At 68.2% G+C, this 14351-nt stretch carries 15 protein-coding genes and 1 pseudogene; 6 read left to right on the top strand and 10 right to left on the bottom strand.

The window, feature by feature from the left end; all coding sequences use genetic code 11:
- The first annotated feature begins 117 nt into the window (after nt 1-117).
- The gene (locus ACFQGL_RS11930; protein ID WP_377509969.1) at nt 118-918 is read left to right on the top strand and encodes an SAM-dependent methyltransferase; all 801 of its coding nucleotides are present in this window, start codon (nt 118-120) and stop codon (nt 916-918) included.
- Nucleotides 919-989: 71 nt separating this feature from the next.
- Here the strand turns inward: ACFQGL_RS11930 and ACFQGL_RS11925 are convergent, their stop codons facing one another.
- A complete protein-coding gene (locus ACFQGL_RS11925; protein ID WP_377509966.1) occupies nt 990-1661 on the bottom strand; it encodes a DUF1345 domain-containing protein in 672 nt (223 codons plus the stop codon).
- Between the two features lie 405 nt (nt 1662-2066).
- Here ACFQGL_RS11925 and ACFQGL_RS11920 point away from each other — a divergent pair, with 405 nt between their 5' ends.
- Nucleotides 2067-3317, top strand: coding sequence for a phospholipase D-like domain-containing protein (locus tag ACFQGL_RS11920; protein WP_377509963.1), 1251 nt, complete (start codon nt 2067-2069; stop codon nt 3315-3317).
- A gap of 43 nt (nt 3318-3360) precedes the next feature.
- On the opposite strand, the gene ACFQGL_RS11915 is transcribed toward ACFQGL_RS11920, so the two are convergent.
- Together ACFQGL_RS11915 and ACFQGL_RS11910 are read right to left on the bottom strand one after the other, a co-directional pair.
- Nucleotides 3361-3609 (bottom strand): flavin reductase, encoded by a 249-nt coding sequence (locus ACFQGL_RS11915; RefSeq protein ID WP_377509961.1) that lies wholly within the window; start codon nt 3607-3609, stop codon nt 3361-3363.
- Nucleotides 3609-3797: a hypothetical protein gene (locus ACFQGL_RS11910; RefSeq protein ID WP_377509958.1), complete on the bottom strand. Its 189-nt coding sequence runs from the start codon at nt 3795-3797 to the stop codon at nt 3609-3611. The genes ACFQGL_RS11915 and ACFQGL_RS11910 overlap by 1 nt, the downstream gene beginning before the upstream one ends.
- 351 nt (nt 3798-4148) lie before the next feature.
- Here ACFQGL_RS11910 and ACFQGL_RS11905 point away from each other — a divergent pair, with 351 nt between their 5' ends.
- The 3 genes from ACFQGL_RS11905 to ACFQGL_RS11895 all read left to right on the top strand — a co-directional run bounded on the left by ACFQGL_RS11905 (nt 4149) and on the right by ACFQGL_RS11895 (nt 6348).
- Nucleotides 4149-4949, top strand: a complete 801-nt coding sequence (locus tag ACFQGL_RS11905; RefSeq protein ID WP_377509955.1) for a helix-turn-helix domain-containing protein — start codon at nt 4149-4151, stop codon at nt 4947-4949.
- Nucleotides 4940-5131, top strand: coding sequence for a DUF397 domain-containing protein (locus ACFQGL_RS11900; protein ID WP_377509952.1), 192 nt, complete (start codon nt 4940-4942; stop codon nt 5129-5131). The genes ACFQGL_RS11905 and ACFQGL_RS11900 overlap by 10 nt, the downstream gene beginning before the upstream one ends.
- 530 nt (nt 5132-5661) lie before the next feature.
- A complete protein-coding gene (locus ACFQGL_RS11895) occupies nt 5662-6348 on the top strand; it encodes an HAD family hydrolase (RefSeq protein WP_377509949.1) in 687 nt (228 codons plus the stop codon).
- 449 nt (nt 6349-6797) lie between these two features.
- Here ACFQGL_RS11895 and ACFQGL_RS11890 read toward each other — a convergent pair whose 3' ends face one another.
- From ACFQGL_RS11890 to ACFQGL_RS11860, 7 genes are all read right to left on the bottom strand, one after another.
- Entirely contained in the window at nt 6798-9590 is a 2793-nt protein-coding gene (locus ACFQGL_RS11890) for a M14 family zinc carboxypeptidase (protein ID WP_377509946.1), read from the bottom strand.
- A 121-nt stretch (nt 9591-9711) separates the two neighbouring features.
- Entirely contained in the window at nt 9712-10458 is a 747-nt protein-coding gene (locus tag ACFQGL_RS11885) for an MBL fold metallo-hydrolase (RefSeq protein ID WP_377510651.1), read from the bottom strand.
- A 168-nt stretch (nt 10459-10626) separates the two neighbouring features.
- Nucleotides 10627-10926, bottom strand: a complete 300-nt coding sequence (locus ACFQGL_RS11880; RefSeq protein ID WP_377509943.1) for a hypothetical protein — start codon at nt 10924-10926, stop codon at nt 10627-10629.
- A 142-nt stretch (nt 10927-11068) separates the two neighbouring features.
- A complete protein-coding gene (locus ACFQGL_RS11875; protein ID WP_377509941.1) occupies nt 11069-11353 on the bottom strand; it encodes a hypothetical protein in 285 nt (94 codons plus the stop codon).
- An 87-nt stretch (nt 11354-11440) separates the two neighbouring features.
- The gene (locus tag ACFQGL_RS11870) at nt 11441-11779 is read right to left on the bottom strand and encodes a hypothetical protein (protein ID WP_377509938.1); all 339 of its coding nucleotides are present in this window, start codon (nt 11777-11779) and stop codon (nt 11441-11443) included.
- Nucleotides 11767-12972 (bottom strand): WXG100-like domain-containing protein, encoded by a 1206-nt coding sequence (locus ACFQGL_RS11865; RefSeq protein WP_377509936.1) that lies wholly within the window; start codon nt 12970-12972, stop codon nt 11767-11769. Before ACFQGL_RS11865 ends, ACFQGL_RS11870 begins: the two co-directional genes overlap by 13 nt.
- On the bottom strand, nt 12969-13307 hold the full coding sequence (locus ACFQGL_RS11860) for a type VII secretion target (RefSeq protein ID WP_377509933.1): 339 nt from the start codon (nt 13305-13307) through the stop codon (nt 12969-12971). The genes ACFQGL_RS11865 and ACFQGL_RS11860 overlap by 4 nt, the downstream gene beginning before the upstream one ends.
- A gap of 150 nt (nt 13308-13457) precedes the next feature.
- Here ACFQGL_RS11860 and ACFQGL_RS11855 point away from each other — a divergent pair.
- Nucleotides 13458-14351, top strand: a pseudogene (locus ACFQGL_RS11855) (NAD-dependent epimerase/dehydratase family protein).

Genomic DNA, 14351 nt, shown 5'->3' with positions numbered 1-14351 from the left:
TGAACGCGATGGGCTCGGAGAACCGATCGTCGTGGCTGCCGCCGCTGGAGCCAAAACGTGAATGACCATCATGGACGGTATGCTCCGTGCTCGGCGCCGGGGGAGAGGTGGACGATCATGACGCATTCCGAGGCCGGGACTGGCCTTCAGCCCGACAAGCCGAACGCGGCTCGAATGTTCGACTACTACCTCGGCGGCAAGGACAACTTCGCGGCCGACCGGGCCGCGGCCGCCGCGGTGCTACAGGTCGCGCCGTGGATGCCAGAGGCCGCCCGGCAGGGCCGTGGCCTGATCGCCCGGACCGTTCGCCACCTCGTGCAGGAGCGGGGCATCCGGCAGATCCTGGACCTCGGGTCCGGTCTGCCGACGCAGGACAACGTGCACGAGATCGCCCACCGCATCGACCCGGACGTCCGCGTCGTCTACGTCGACGACGACCCGGTGGTCTGCGCGCACGGCAAGGCGCTGCTTGCCGACGCGAAGACCGTCACGGTGGTACGGGGAGATCTGCGCCAACCCGAGCAGGTCCTCAGTCACCCGGAGGTCACCGCCGCGCTCGACTTCGACCAGCCGATCGCGGTCCTGATGATGTTCGTGCTGCACCTGGTGCCCGACGAGCAGGACCCGCAGCAGGTCGTGGCGACCTACCGGGACGCGCTGGCCCCCGGCAGCTACCTGGCGCTGTCGCACGCCAGCACCGATGTGCACCCCGACCTGATGGCCCGGATCTCCGCGATCTACGAGCGTGCGAACAGCCCGTTCGTGCCGCGTAGCCACGCGGGCATCTCCGAGTTCTTCGGGAACTTCGTCCTTGAGCCGCCCGGGCTGGTCAACATGTGGCCGTACGCCGAGCCGCCGGCCACCGAGGACCCGGAGGTGGCCCGTACCGGCTACAGCGGCGTCGGCCGCAAGCCGTAGCGAAGCTGACAGGACCGATGTCGACCCGCCGCCGTCGCGGGGGTCGGCATCGGTCCGCCAATGGCCGGAGGTCAGCCGGTGATGACGCTGACGGCGATACCGACCGTCGCGGTGTTGTAGATGAACGACAGGATCGAGTGCGACAGGATCTGAAGCCGGATCTTGGAGGTCTGCGTCTCCACGTCGGATACCGAGAACGTCGCGCCGAGGGTGAACGAGAAATAGGCGAAATCGATAAAGGTCGGCCGATCCGTGTTGGGAAAGACCAGGTGCTGCGTCGGCAGCGCGGCGTAGTAGCCCTGCGCGTACCGCTCGGCATAACCGAAGTGCAGAATGCCCCACGCGAGCAGTACGGCGGGGATACCGACAACCTTTGCCAGCAGAGTGTCGTCCGCATTGTCGCCGCCACTGACGATCAGCAGACCAGAGACGATTCCCACCAGACTCGCGAAGATGGTGAACAGTAGCCCGATGCGTGGCCCGAGGGCACGCTTGAGCCACTCGGTGTCGTCGCTCACCTTCTTGTACCGGAGGCGGTTGATCCGGATCGCCAGGTAGACGACACCGATGCAGTCCCAGACCGCGATGTAGCCGACGACATTCTCCGAGACGATGACGAATATGCCCAGGACGATAAGCGCGACTTCGATCGTCCGGGACACGGCGAACGACACTCTTCTGGCCATGACGAACCTCACAATTATTTGCGGAGAGGTGACGCCCGTGGTGATTTCCTCGGTCATCCACGGCGACCGGGGATGCTACTGCACATACCGGGGAGTGATTCGCGGGGTCGCGGCCCGATAGCACCCAGAGTGGTCGCATTATCGCGTTACTGTCGAGTACACGCTCTCTTTGTCGACCGAGCTCCGGTCCACTGTGGCGGGCGACACGTGCGCGACAGCGTGGCGAACCGATTCGGTGATTCGGCACACACCTCTGTTCGTGCGCCGCCGGCCGCGAAGGGGGTCGGCGGGATGACGTAGGAGGCGTTCGCCCAGGGTGCCGGCTTCAGCGCGTGGCACGTCAGCGCTCCGGAGGGCGAGACGCGGACCGCCACCCCTTCGCCTCTCGACGACTGCCGTACTCGAAAAGTTTCACCAACGGTGCATTGACACGTGAAGGTTTCCTGCCAATCATTCCTGTCTATGATGATCGGTCAAGTGGGCGCGGCGGTTCGCCGTACGGCGATGTGGACTCTGGTCGTTCTGGGGCTGACCCAGCTGGCGGCGCCGGCAGCGGCGGCACCGGCCACCGCGGTGCCGGCGAGCGTCTCGGCCGCGTCGGCCACCCTGGCCGGCTACCCGGTGTGGGCGCACTTCAGCGATCCGAAGGATGGGCGCGACTACACCATCATCACCGAGCTGCAACGGCTGATCGACGCGGCTCCTGCCGGCTCCACCATCCGGGGAGCGATCCACTCGCTCAGCGTTGATTCGGTCGCGGACGCGCTGCTGCGCGCCCAGACTCGCGGCGTCACCGTCCAAGTGCTCCTGGACGGCAAGAACGCGACCTCGACCGACCCCGCCATCACGACGATCAAGAAGCTGACCAACTATCAGTTCTGCCTGAACAGCAGTGGTGGCCACGGCTGCATCAGCACCAGCGCCGACGGCGACATGCACACCAAGCTGTTCACCTTCACCCGTACCACCGATCCGAACGGCGTCGCCCGCAGCAACGTCGCCTGGTTCGGATCCAGCAACCTCACCTACACGACCGGGCCGGACGCCTTCAACAACACCATCACGGTGTACGGCGACACGACGCTCACCGCCGGGCTGAACGCCAACTTCGGCGACATGTGGAACCGTCGGCACTACAGCGGCAACGACTACTACGACTCCGCCACGGGCCGGGGCTACTACCAGGCCGCCGCAGCCGACGTGTACGCGTCGCCGGAGGCGGCGGGGCAGACCGACACCATCGTCACCCGGCTCAACGACCTGACCCCCGACGCGAACTGTCGGCTGCGCGTGGGCATGGCGTCGGTGACGACCGGTCGGTCGCAGATCATGGACCTGGTCACCCGGTTCCGCTCCGACGGCTGCAAGGTCTGGATGGTCGTCGGCACCAACGAAGAGGGCGGCATCTCGATGAGCCAGTCGGTCTACAACGAGTTGCTCGACGCCGGCGTGGCCATCCACCGCATGGACAACGTGCACGACAAGTTCTTCGCGGCGTACGGCAAGTACGGCACCGCCTACCAGTACCGCGTCTACACCGGCTCACAGAACTGGACCCAGGACGCCCTCAACGAGAACGACGAGATCTTCGTCAAGATGGCCCCGGAGAGCGGCACCACCCACCCGCTCTACGACGCCTACTACACGCACTTCAACGACGCGTACAACTATGGGGTGAGCTGCTCGAAGAGCAGCTTCCCCTGCCGATCCTGAGCACGGGCCACCGGTCGATGCGACCGGGGATGACAGGACGCGGCTAACGCGCGGACGCCCAGCCGGTGAAGCGCCCGGTCAGATCGGCCGGTGGCGCGCTCGGGTTCAGTGCGGTGAGGTCCGCGGTTGCCTGGTCCCGAAGCGTCGCCAGGTGAACGAGCAGGGCCGGGCGGTCCAGCCGGTACACGGCGAGGAGCCGCAGCTTCGCGGGTGAGCAGGGCCAGGCGATGCCACATGCTCCGCAGCGCCACGTCGGGCGGGCGGGCCGGTGGTCGGGAGCGCGCCGGGGCATCAGCCGACCCGCGCAGGGTGCCGACGGATCGGACGCCGGATCGCAGGTGGGGAGGTCAGCCAACGTACGCCGGCAGGCATCAGGAACAGCTCGCGGCGCTCGACGGCGTCGCCGTCGGGGCCGAGCTGGTACGCCTCGATCCAGAGCCATCCGTGGTAGGTGTGTCGGTCGGTCAGAGCGCGGATCACGCGGACCACGATGGGCCGGGCGAACTGGGGGCTCGCGGCGGAGGTCAGGTGCAGGAGGTCCCCGGACCGGACTTCTCGGACATCTGGCGTTGTCGGCTTCTCGTTGGGCACGGTCTTCCCCTGTGGCCGTTGATCGGGAGGGGCCGCCCCGTGAGTGCTCGCCCAACCGAGGCGGCCCCGCAACGAACGCGTCCGCCGGATTCGGATTCCTGCCGGCCGCGCCGTTGGTGACACTCTGCTGTGGACGCCGCTACCCTCGGAAGGTGGTTCGCCGGTTCGGGCTGAGCTGGCGATACGTTCCACGCCCAGCAGCGGCGTGAGTCGTCGATCTTCCGGTTTGGGGAGCGTTGAATGGCCGATGTACCGCACCCGCTCGCCGCGTTCATCGTGGGTGAGATCCGCCGCGCCCGAGGGGCCGCGGGCATGACGCAGGAGGCGTTCGGCCGAGGTGCCGGCTTCAGCGCGTCGCATGTCAGCGCCGTCGAGGGCGAGACGCGAGCGCTGACGATGGACTTCATCAAGGGCGCAGACCGGGCGCTCTCCAACGGCGGGCTGTTCGAGCGCATGGTGGCGAAGCTCGGGATGCCGTCCTGGTTCCTGCCCTGGCTGGACGCCGAGCGCGCAGCCGCACAGCTCAGGGTCTTTCAGCCCAGCCTCGTTCCGGGCCTGCTCCAGACCGAGAGCTACGGCCGGGCCGTCATCCGCTGCGACGACACGTTGAGCGATGACGAGGTCGACAGACGATTGGCGCATCGGCTCGACCGGCAGGGGGTCCTCACACAGGCGAACGCACCGCAGTTCATCGCCGTGATCGCCGAGGCGGTGCTACGCCGCGCCGGTGCGGACTTCCGCGACATCATGGCCGGGCAGATCAAGCACCTGACCACCCTCGCGGAGCGGCCGAACATCAGCGTTCATGTGCTGCCCGACGAGGTCAGCATGCACGTCGGCCTGACCGGGCCGTTCAGCCTTGCGCGCCTGCCCGATCACAAGTGGGTAGGGCAGATGGAAAACCAGCTCGGTGGTGTGGTCGTTGACAGCGATACCGATGTGGATACTCTCGTTTCGAGGTGGGAGACGGTTCGCAACGAGGCGCTGTCCCGCCGCCAGTCCATCGAGCTGATCGAGGAAGTTGGGACGTCATGGACCTGATCGGTGCCACGTGGCGCAAGTCGACCCGCAGCGGCTCCGGCGGTGGCGATTGTGTCGAGGTCGCGGACAACCTGCCCAACATCGTCGGCGTCCGGGACTCCAAGAACCCCGACGGTCCGGCCTTGGTCTTCTCCCCGCCCGCCTGGCGGTCCTTCGTTGCGCAGGTCGCCAGTCGGCCTTAGCCGGTCCCGGAAATGGCGGCGATGGGGCTTTCCGAGGCTCCCGGCGGCGGCAACATCCCCGCACAATCGCAGGAGTTGACCGTCGTGTACGAAGTCGCGTTCTTCGGGCGGCCTTCTCGCGGTCTCTGCCTGCCGTCTCGTCGATGTTGACGAGGTCCGTCGGGTCGACTGCTCTATCAGATCAAGGCGGCCCGCAAGCGGGCCGCGCCGGCCGCGCTCGGCCTGCTGGCGGCGCAAGCGCCGGCATCAGCCGGCGCGTCGGCCGATAAGAGCTCTTGCCTCCGGCAGGGGCCAGACGGCTCCGAGATGGAGTTGCCGAACGGTTCCGGTTCGCGGGTGGTGGGATGCCATCCCGCCAGCCACCGACCCAGGCGGAGCCGAGCAGACCAGGGCCAGGGCGACAAGGTCGTTCGTCCGGTAGGCGCTCCACCTTGTCACCCTGGCTCTGGCCCGATCCACGGTGTGTGGGTCGGCGGCAGACGGGATGGCGAGGAAGGTGACAGCGGTGACGATCTCAGTAGGATGCTGAAATGTCTCGGCCGGTGATCTTCGACCTCTTTCATACCTTGATCCACGGGGCTGACGAGGAACGTGACCGGGTAGTCGGCGAAATGGCGGTCATGGTCGGTGTGGCTCCGGCCGAGCTGGTCGCCGCGTACCACGCCACCTGGCGGGATCGGCTGGTCCGGTGGGACGTGGAGGAGACCATCCGGATCCTCGCCGGACGCCTCGGCGGCACACCGACCGCCGCACAGGTGGCACGGGCCGGTCAGCATCGGCGAGCCCTCGGACGGCGGGTGCTGGAGAGCGTCTCGACCGCCACCCTGGACGTGCTCGACGCGCTATGCGCCAATGGTCATCCGCTGGCCCTTATCAGCAACGCCACGTCGGACACTTCCGAGCCGTGGCCGCAGAGTCCACTTGCCCGACGGTTCGATGTCGCGATCTTCTCCTGTGATGTCGGGCTGGCCAAGCCCGACCCGGCGATCTATCACCTTGCTGCCGAGCGCCTGGGGGTCGAGCCTGCGGAGTGCTTCTTCGTCGGCGACGGCTCAGACGGTGAGCTGCCCGGGGCGGCAGCGGTCGGTATGACCGTCTTCCGGACCACGGAGCACAACGACACCGACCCCAGCTGGGGCGGGCCGGTTATCCATACCTTGGGTGAGCTGCCCGCCATACTCCGAGAGCCATCCAAGGTCATGGAGCCGGCCGAGTAGAGCAGTCAGTACAGCCACTCGTACAGCCAAGCCCGCCGACGGATACCGTCCGGGGTCGATGGCAGGCGACACGGCGGGCAGCTCAGCGGCAGTCACCGACCTAGGCAGACAGCCGTCTTGATCTTTGCAAGGCAGGGTGAGCGGCCCGCCCCACTTCATGGCAGCGAGCTGTCCGCATCCAGTCCGCAAGAGGTCGACGGGCGGCGGGGGAGTGGTGAGAGATGAGAGAGGTGTTTCCGCTGGTAGGACCCCCCTTGCGCAGGTCACCGGTTCGCCCATCTTGATCTCGTAATGCGTAGGTTGTCGACCCTTGTCATCTCCCTGCCGACCTTGCCTGCCGACTGCCGACTGCCGACCGACGGGGACGGGGCTGGCCTGCGCCAGAACGCGCGGAAGCGCCCGCCCCCAACTCGGGGACGGGCGCTTCGCTGTGCAGGGCCGTCAGAGCCTCAGCCCACTATCGACCGCAGCGGAATCGAGGCGGCGCGCAGCGCGCGTACCAGATCATTCAGGAACGGATGTTCGTCGGCCTGGCGTCCCTCGGGGTTAGGAATCACCAGGTAGGCCGAGCCGCCGACGGCGGACGTCCGTGCGTCGGTGGTGAATCGCTCGACGATCGCCTGGGTCCGCGCCAGGTCGGCCCCCGCCACCTCGATCCTGATGGGCCTCCACTCGCCGCCCAACTCCGGCGTCACCGGCGCGGCGGCGGCGCTCACGCGCGCCGGGTCGATCGCCGCCGTCCGCCGGGGAGCCGCACCCTGCGCCGCCGGGTAGAGCAGCGCGTTGGCCACCAGGTGCAGACCATTTTCGTTGTACGCCCGGAAGAGCGGGTTGAACGCGAACAGCACCGCCCGACCGGCCCCGGTCGGCTCGTCGACCACGGCCGCCGTCCCCTTCAGCGCGTCCGCGCCGACGGTGTAGCCGTTGGCCCAGAAGGTGTCGCCCGCCGGGTAGCTGAGCACGTTGGTCCCCGTGGTGCTCGGGTTCAGGATCGGGTCGCTGTTGTTGAACTCGAAGTCCTCCGCCGGGCGGCCCAGTGCGACCGGGCTGTCCTGGTCGACGTCGACCCGCAGGTGCGAGCCGATCACCAGGTAGTCGTCCGGCTTGGTCTTCTCGGTGGTGGAGGTGAGCCCGGCGGCCCGGGCCACCCGCGTTCCCTCGTTGCGCAGCCCGATGTAGGTGTGACCCTGGGCGATCCAGTCGCGCAGGTTGGCCTGCCCGGCGGCGGTGAGACCACCGGTCGGGCTGCTGCCGTCCGGCACCAGCAGCACCGTACGGCCGGTGAACGCCGCGGTGTTGTCGTTGATGTCGGCCGTGGTGACCGGCGTGAGGTCGAGCCCCCACCGCTTGCCGAGCACGTAGCGGGCCTCGCCGTGCGAGCCGGACGTGGTGGAGACGCCGGTGCCCTGGAACAGGCCGACGTCGGGCAGGTTCACCGGCGTACCGCTGGCCGGTCCGCCGGGGGTCAGGCTCACTCCGAGCGAGGCGGCGAGCCGGTCGATCTCCCGGGTCAGCCTGGTCGCCGGCAGGGCCACCCGGCTGCTGTCCAGGCTCCGCACCAGCGGCACGCCACGGCCGAGCAGGGTGAAGGTGAGTTCCGCGGCGGCGGCCGAGTCCAGCGGATAGGTGTACGAGCCCCAGGGCCGGGCCGTCGACGTTCGCCCACCGGAGATCTCCCGGACGAGCTGGGCCTTCGGTCGTACGTTGTCGCCGGTGTAGATCGTGGACACACCCATCAGCAGCGGGTTGCTCCACGAGGACACGTCGTAGAAGTAGGGGAACGGCGTGTACGGGTCCTCACCCATGACCGCCTGGATCCAGTGCTTCTGCGGCTGGTCCATCGGAATCCAGTACGCGCCCTTGGGCACCGTGACGTTGGTGGCCGTTCGACCACCGAACACCCGGGCGGTCGGCACCCGGGTCGGCTTCTGCACCTCGTACACCTCGACGTCCATCCGGCGTAGCCGCTCGACGAGCTGGCGTACGTCGGCGAGCTGCCGGTCGGGCAGCAGGAAGTACGAGCGGATCTTGATGTCCGGCACCGGGAACTGGACCTCGTTGGTGGGCTGGACCACCTCGTTCGGCTCCAGCGCGCCCGCCCTGCCCTCGGCGAGTGCGTCACTCCAGATGTCGAAGTAGTCGCTCAGCACCTCACGCTTGTTCGCGGCGGCCCAACCCAGCGTCGACCACTGGGTGTTGAACTGCTGCTGGACCCGGTCGGCCACCGCCGACGCGCTGCCCTTCTCGTAGGTCATGCCGGCCGCGCCGAAACCGGTGGTCGGCACCGTGTCGCCGTAACCCATGAAGAACATGTCGTACGTGTCGTAGTTGAAGTAGCACTCGGTGGTGACCACGTCGTCGCAGGCGCCGTTGTAGCCGAAGCCGGCCTTGTTGGCCTCGCCGATCCGGTTGATCCAGTCCACCGCCTCGCCGGCGATCTCGTGGTGGATCGGGTCGGCGTTGGGCGGGAAAAAGTACTGCCGGCCGCCCATCTCGTGGGCGTCAATGAAGACCTGCGGCGGGTAGCGGCGCAGGAGTTCGAGCTTGCCGTCGGTCTCCTGCTGGGTACGGGCGAACCAGTCCCGATTCAGGTCGAACCCGTACTCGTTCTGTCGCCGGGTGGCGTCGCGCCCGTCCGGGTTCTGCGTCGGGACGATGATGGTGACCAGGTTGTCGTTGCGCTGGGCGACCGCGCAGGACAGCCCCGCCGCCAGCTCGTACAACGTCTTGAGTGCGGCGTCCGTGCCGCTCTTCTCGCCGCCGTGCACGTTCGCGGTGACCCAGACGATCGCCGGGCTGTCCTTCGCGGTCCCGGCGGCCTTGCGCGCGCTGGTACGACGCGGGTCCCGCAGGTCCCGTACGTCGTCGGCGATCTCGCGCAGCGCGCCCGGCCGGACGTTACGCTCGTTGGACACCACCGCGTACGGCAGCGGCTGGCCGAGCACACTGCTCGTCATGACTCCGGTGACGACCCGGTCGGAGGCGCCGTCCACGGCCCCGAGGTAGGTCCGGACCTCGTCGTTGGTGACGACCCGCTGCTGACCCACGCCGAGCGGAAAGCCGAGCACGGCCTCGGGCGTGGGCACCTTGCTCAGCCGGGCGGTCGGGTCGTCACTACAGGGGGAGTGCCGAGGGGCGCTCGCGGCCGGTGTGCCGCCGAGCAGGGGGATCGTGCCGAGCAGGAGAGCGATCGTGGCGGCACTCGCCAACCGCCTCGGAGGGACCGTCCAGAACGGAGCCATGCGTGTTTCCCTTCTCGGGAAATGGATCACAGTGACCGGAGCCTATGAATCTTCCGAGAGCCCGGTCAAGGTCCCATCGACGCGGCCGATGATCCGGCCCCACCCTCGACCCCGACCCGACCTAAGCCTTCCTGCGCAGGTAGGTCTCGGCCAACTGGCGAAGGCGTGTCCGGTCGAAGCTGTGCCCGTGGCCGGGATGGACGACGGACACGTCGAGGTCGACGAGGAACTCCATGCTTCGCCGGTAGGCGGCCACGTCGGAGTTCGGCAGGTCGTCGATCAAGGCACCGTCATAGATGATGTCGCCGGAATACAGGGTCCCGGTGCGCTCCTCCAGCAAGGCGATGCTTCCCGGTGTGTGGCCGGGAAGGTGCAGCACGGTCAGTACGAGCCCGCCCAGGTCGATCCGGTCGCCGTCGTCGAGCACGCGGTTCAGGGTCATCGGTTCGACGCGGTAGGTGGCCGGGTCGTAGCCGGCATCGGGCAGCACGTCGATCATGAGCTCCGGGACGGGCTCCCCCGCCGCGTCGATCCCGAGTTTGTCGTAGAGCTCCGCGCCGTACAGGCTCGCCGGTACCCCGGCCGCGAGGAGCCCCGCCTCGGCGGGGTGAGCGGCCCGCTCAGCGAACTCATTCGCCCCACCGACATGATCCAGGTGCGCGTGGGTGAGCAGGACCATCGGATCGCGCTCGAACATGCTCGGAATCGCGTCCCGCAGGGCGACGACACCGAGCCCGGCATCGACCACGATGTCCCGATCGTCGCCGCGCAACCACCAGAAGTTCGCCGACAGCAGTTCGTTGACGTGCGGTTCCGAGATCCGGATGACGTCACTGCTGGCTTCGGCCTGCGTAAACCAATCGACCATGTCCACAGTGTGTCAGTGCGCCGGTGCCGTCTCGGTCCGGTCGGACCCCGGCGCCCGGCCGACAACCTCTCGCGCACACGGACTGACCCTCGAACCCAACACGTGGTTGAACGGGCGTCTGGGTGCGGGCCAGCAGGGCACCGGTGTCGAGCACCCCGGCCGCTGCGCTCACCCCACACCCAGCCGGTCGAAATCGGCGCGCACTTCGTCGACCGTGCGCTCCAACAGTTCTGCCACACGGGCTATCGCCGCATCCCGCATCTCGGGTGTCACCTGGCGGACTGCCAGCTGCTGCGCTGCGCCCTGCGGGTCATACGGGAACTCGCCGTGCCCGGCCGCCTGCATGTCATCGGGTGTCCGGCGACGACGCAGCGCTTCGGTGACATACGCGGAGACCTGGCGGGCCGGGAGTGCCAACAGCTGCTCGGCCACGTCATCAGGTACGGAGATCGTCACGCGCCGACTCATGCTCGCGAGCCTAGCGAAGCAAGAATTGCCCTCGGTGGCGACATTCTTACGCAAGGTAGATCATCTTTTCTCCAGTGGAGTAAACCCAACGACGCGGGCCAGCAGTCGTACTCCTGGGTTGAGAGCGCGCTCGGAACGTGAGCTACGTGACCAGCCGGTAGTTGGGGATGCCCCGGCTGCGTTCCTCAGCCGGCCCATCGATCGCCCGTGCCATGACCCCATCCGGGATGGGTGCTCTGGAGAGATGGATGCCCTCCAAGCAGGTGTCGCACCAGAAAAAGGCGTAGCCGTATCTCGATCCGTGCGGCCCGGTAAAGATCAGGCGTAACGTCCGGTCACCGCAGTTCGGGCATTGCACGTTCGATGGTGCGGGCTGGTTGCGGTAGACACTGTCGTACGCGTCCAGCCACTCATCGAAGGTCGCCATTCGCCCGCTTTCTTGCGCGCGCCTCACTCGGCTGCTGCCGCCGGTCGCGGCCGCCGTTGGCGACACCAACGGTAGCCCTGCGGCCAGCTAGCCGGCGGTGCCGGGCCCTGGCAGATCGGCGGAATAGGTCGCGTCAACCAGTTCTTGAAGGTGGCGGATGACATCCGCCTTGTGCTCGGTGTTCGGGAGTTGCCGCTCGCCAGCCGCGACGAGGCCGTCCCGCCAGAGGTCGATGATCTCCTGCCGGGCTGCGACGGGAAGTTCGCTGACCCACAAGGACCCAAGGTTGTTGTCGACGATCTCTTGAAGGTGGTTGGCGGCCTGCCGGTCCGAGAGGCTGGAGATCAGGAACTCCAACGTCCAGTCGAACAAGCCTCCCGTCGCGGTCCAGTCGACCCCGGGCTTCAGCACGATCAGGCCAGCCATCTGTTCCCCACGATGAATACTCGCGGACCGAGGTTCCGGTCCGTTATGAACTGTTCGATCCGGATGACCTGCTCCGGGGAGAACTTCGAAACGTCCACCGGCACAAGGTCCGCCTTGTCCAAGTGCCGCTCAATTTGATACTGCAGTTGGGGCCACTGCCGATCGAAGAACTGCCCCGGAAAGTTTCCCACCGCATCATAGGTCCGCCCGACGTCGTCGACCCAGTCGGCGGAGGAGTCCGCCGGAGCGCGACTCAATCTCACCCCCCGCTCCTGCTCCAACCGGATCGCCGTCTCCGCCTCGCCCGGTCGGAACCTTCCGGTCGCCGGATCCATGCCGAGGTCGTGAACTCGTTGTTGCTCCGCGCCGGAATGAGATGGAGGCTCGCGAGGTGGTTCAGGCTCCGGGGTGCTACGGCTCGGCGGCGATTCACCCCTCTGGAGTCGGCCGAGCGCTTGCTTGAGTTTGTCGATCAGGTCGCCGAGTCGGCGGATTGCCGGCAGCAGTCGCCGCAGACTGGCCAGCAGGCCCCGCAGCAGTCGAGCGATCCGTGCCGCCCACGACGCCACCGTCGTGGCGACCTGCTCTGCGACAAGTGGCGCGGCGAGCCCGCCGGTGATGACCAGTTCGCCCGCGTACACGATGAGGCGCGAGACGCAGGTGGCGATGGCGTCGCGGACCAGCAGTCGGACGGCGGCGACCAGGCCCGCGGCGCCCTCGGTGATCGCGGCCAGGGCGTCGGCGCCCTGGGCGAGCCCGGTGATGGCCTGTGTCTGCTCCGCGGCCCAGGCCCGGTACGCGGGCCCGGCGCTGCCGCCCCAGCCGGCGACGTCGGCGCGGACGGCACCGGCCAGCCCGGCCGCCTCCTGCCGCAGCGAGGCCGCGACGTTTCGCCAGGTTTGCGCGTGGGCGGTGATCTCGGCGGGGTTGCCGGCGAGCCAGTCCAGGGCTTCGCTGAGCGGCTTGACGTGCTCGATGAGCCAGGCGATGCCGTATTGCAGGAGCGCGCCGACCGGGTCGGAGACGAAGGCGAGACCGTCGAGGCCGGCGCTGACCACGCCGAGGCTGCCGTCGATCCAACTGCCGTTGCGAACGCCCTGAGCGATGAGCTCGATGTCCTCGCAGATCCAGATGCCGGCCCAGGCGCTGGGCGCGGTGTCGGAGGCTGTGGCGACGAGCGGGTTGGTCGTCACCCCTTGCCCCGTGCCTGACGCAGGAGCTGCTCGGCGCGGTCGTCGGACGCCTGGTAGCGGTGCGCGCTGGTACGCAGCCTCCCGGCGGTCTCGCGTACCGAACTGGCTGCGGTGCCGATGCCGTCGATGAGGGTGCGCTGTAATCCGTCCAGCAGGTTGGGCATGATCGCGCAGAGTTGCCCGTACGCGTCGCTGCTCAGCCGGACGTGCTGGCCGGCTTGGCGGGCGGTGTCGAGGCCGTCGGCGTGGCGGTCGACGCGTGCGGCGTGCGAGGTCAGGGCGACCGGGTCGACCTGGATGCCCGCGCCGCTCGATGCAGCTTCGTCCGCCCCCATGCCGACCCTCCCCAGGGACATCGGCGGCCATCAACGCCGTCACGTTATCAACCGGTGGCGCTCCGTGTCGGCCCGAAGTCCGGCCAGAGCTGATCAGGTCGTGCCGCACCCGCGTGCCGGACTCTGCGCACCGCCGGAGAGGATGTGGGTATGAGCGCTCCCGCACTGCCCAGGCGTGTTGTCGTCACCGGGGCCACCGGCAAGCTTGGTCGCGCCGTGGTCGCCCACCTGCGCGCCGTGGGCGTCGACGTCCTGGCCGTCGACCGCGCCGCAGGGCGCGATCCCCGTGACATCGAGGGCGAGTTCCTCCAGGTGGACCTGACCGACTACGGCCAGGTGGTGGAGGCGTTCACCGGCGGTGCCGACGAGCACGCCGGCGGCGTCGACGCGATCGTGCACCTGGCGGCGGTCCCGGCTCCCGGCCTGCTGCCGAACGCGATCACCTTCGCGAACAACTCGGCGGCGACGTAGAACGTCTTCGCCGCGGCGCGGGCGGCGGGGATCAAGCGGGTGGTGTGGGCGTCGAGCGAGACGGTGTTGGGGTTGCCGTTCGACACCCCGCCGCCGTACGCGCCGGTCGACGAGGAGTACGCGCCGCGCCCGGAGTCGACGTACTCCTTGAACAAGGCCCTTGAGGAGGAGATGGCGCGGCACTTCTGCCGGTGGGACCCGGAGTTGGTGATGGTGGGTCTGCGGTTCTCCAACGTGATGGACGTCGAGGACTACGCGCCGTTCCCGTCGTTCGACGCGGACCCCCGGCTGCGGCGGTGGAACCTGTGGGGCTACATCGACGCCCGCGACGGTGCCCAGGCGGTCGAGCGGGCGCTCGCACATGACCATCCCGGCGCCGACGTCTTCATCATCGCCAACGCCGACACCGTCATGAGCCGGTCCAGTGCCAGCCTGTTGGCCGAGGTCTACCCGGGCGTCGAGGTGCGTAAGGAACTCGGCGAGCACGAGACCCTGTTGAGCATCGACAAGGCGCGACGGGTGCTCGGTTACGAGCCCCGGCACTCGTGGCGGGACCACGTGGACCTGGCATAG

Origin of the sequence: Micromonospora vulcania (assembly GCF_042658605.1) — a bacterium.
Taxonomy (GTDB): Bacteria; Actinomycetota; Actinomycetes; order Mycobacteriales; family Micromonosporaceae; genus Micromonospora; species Micromonospora vulcania.
Note: the sequence above shows the minus strand (reverse complement) of the source record. Positions and strands in the feature narration are given on the sequence as shown.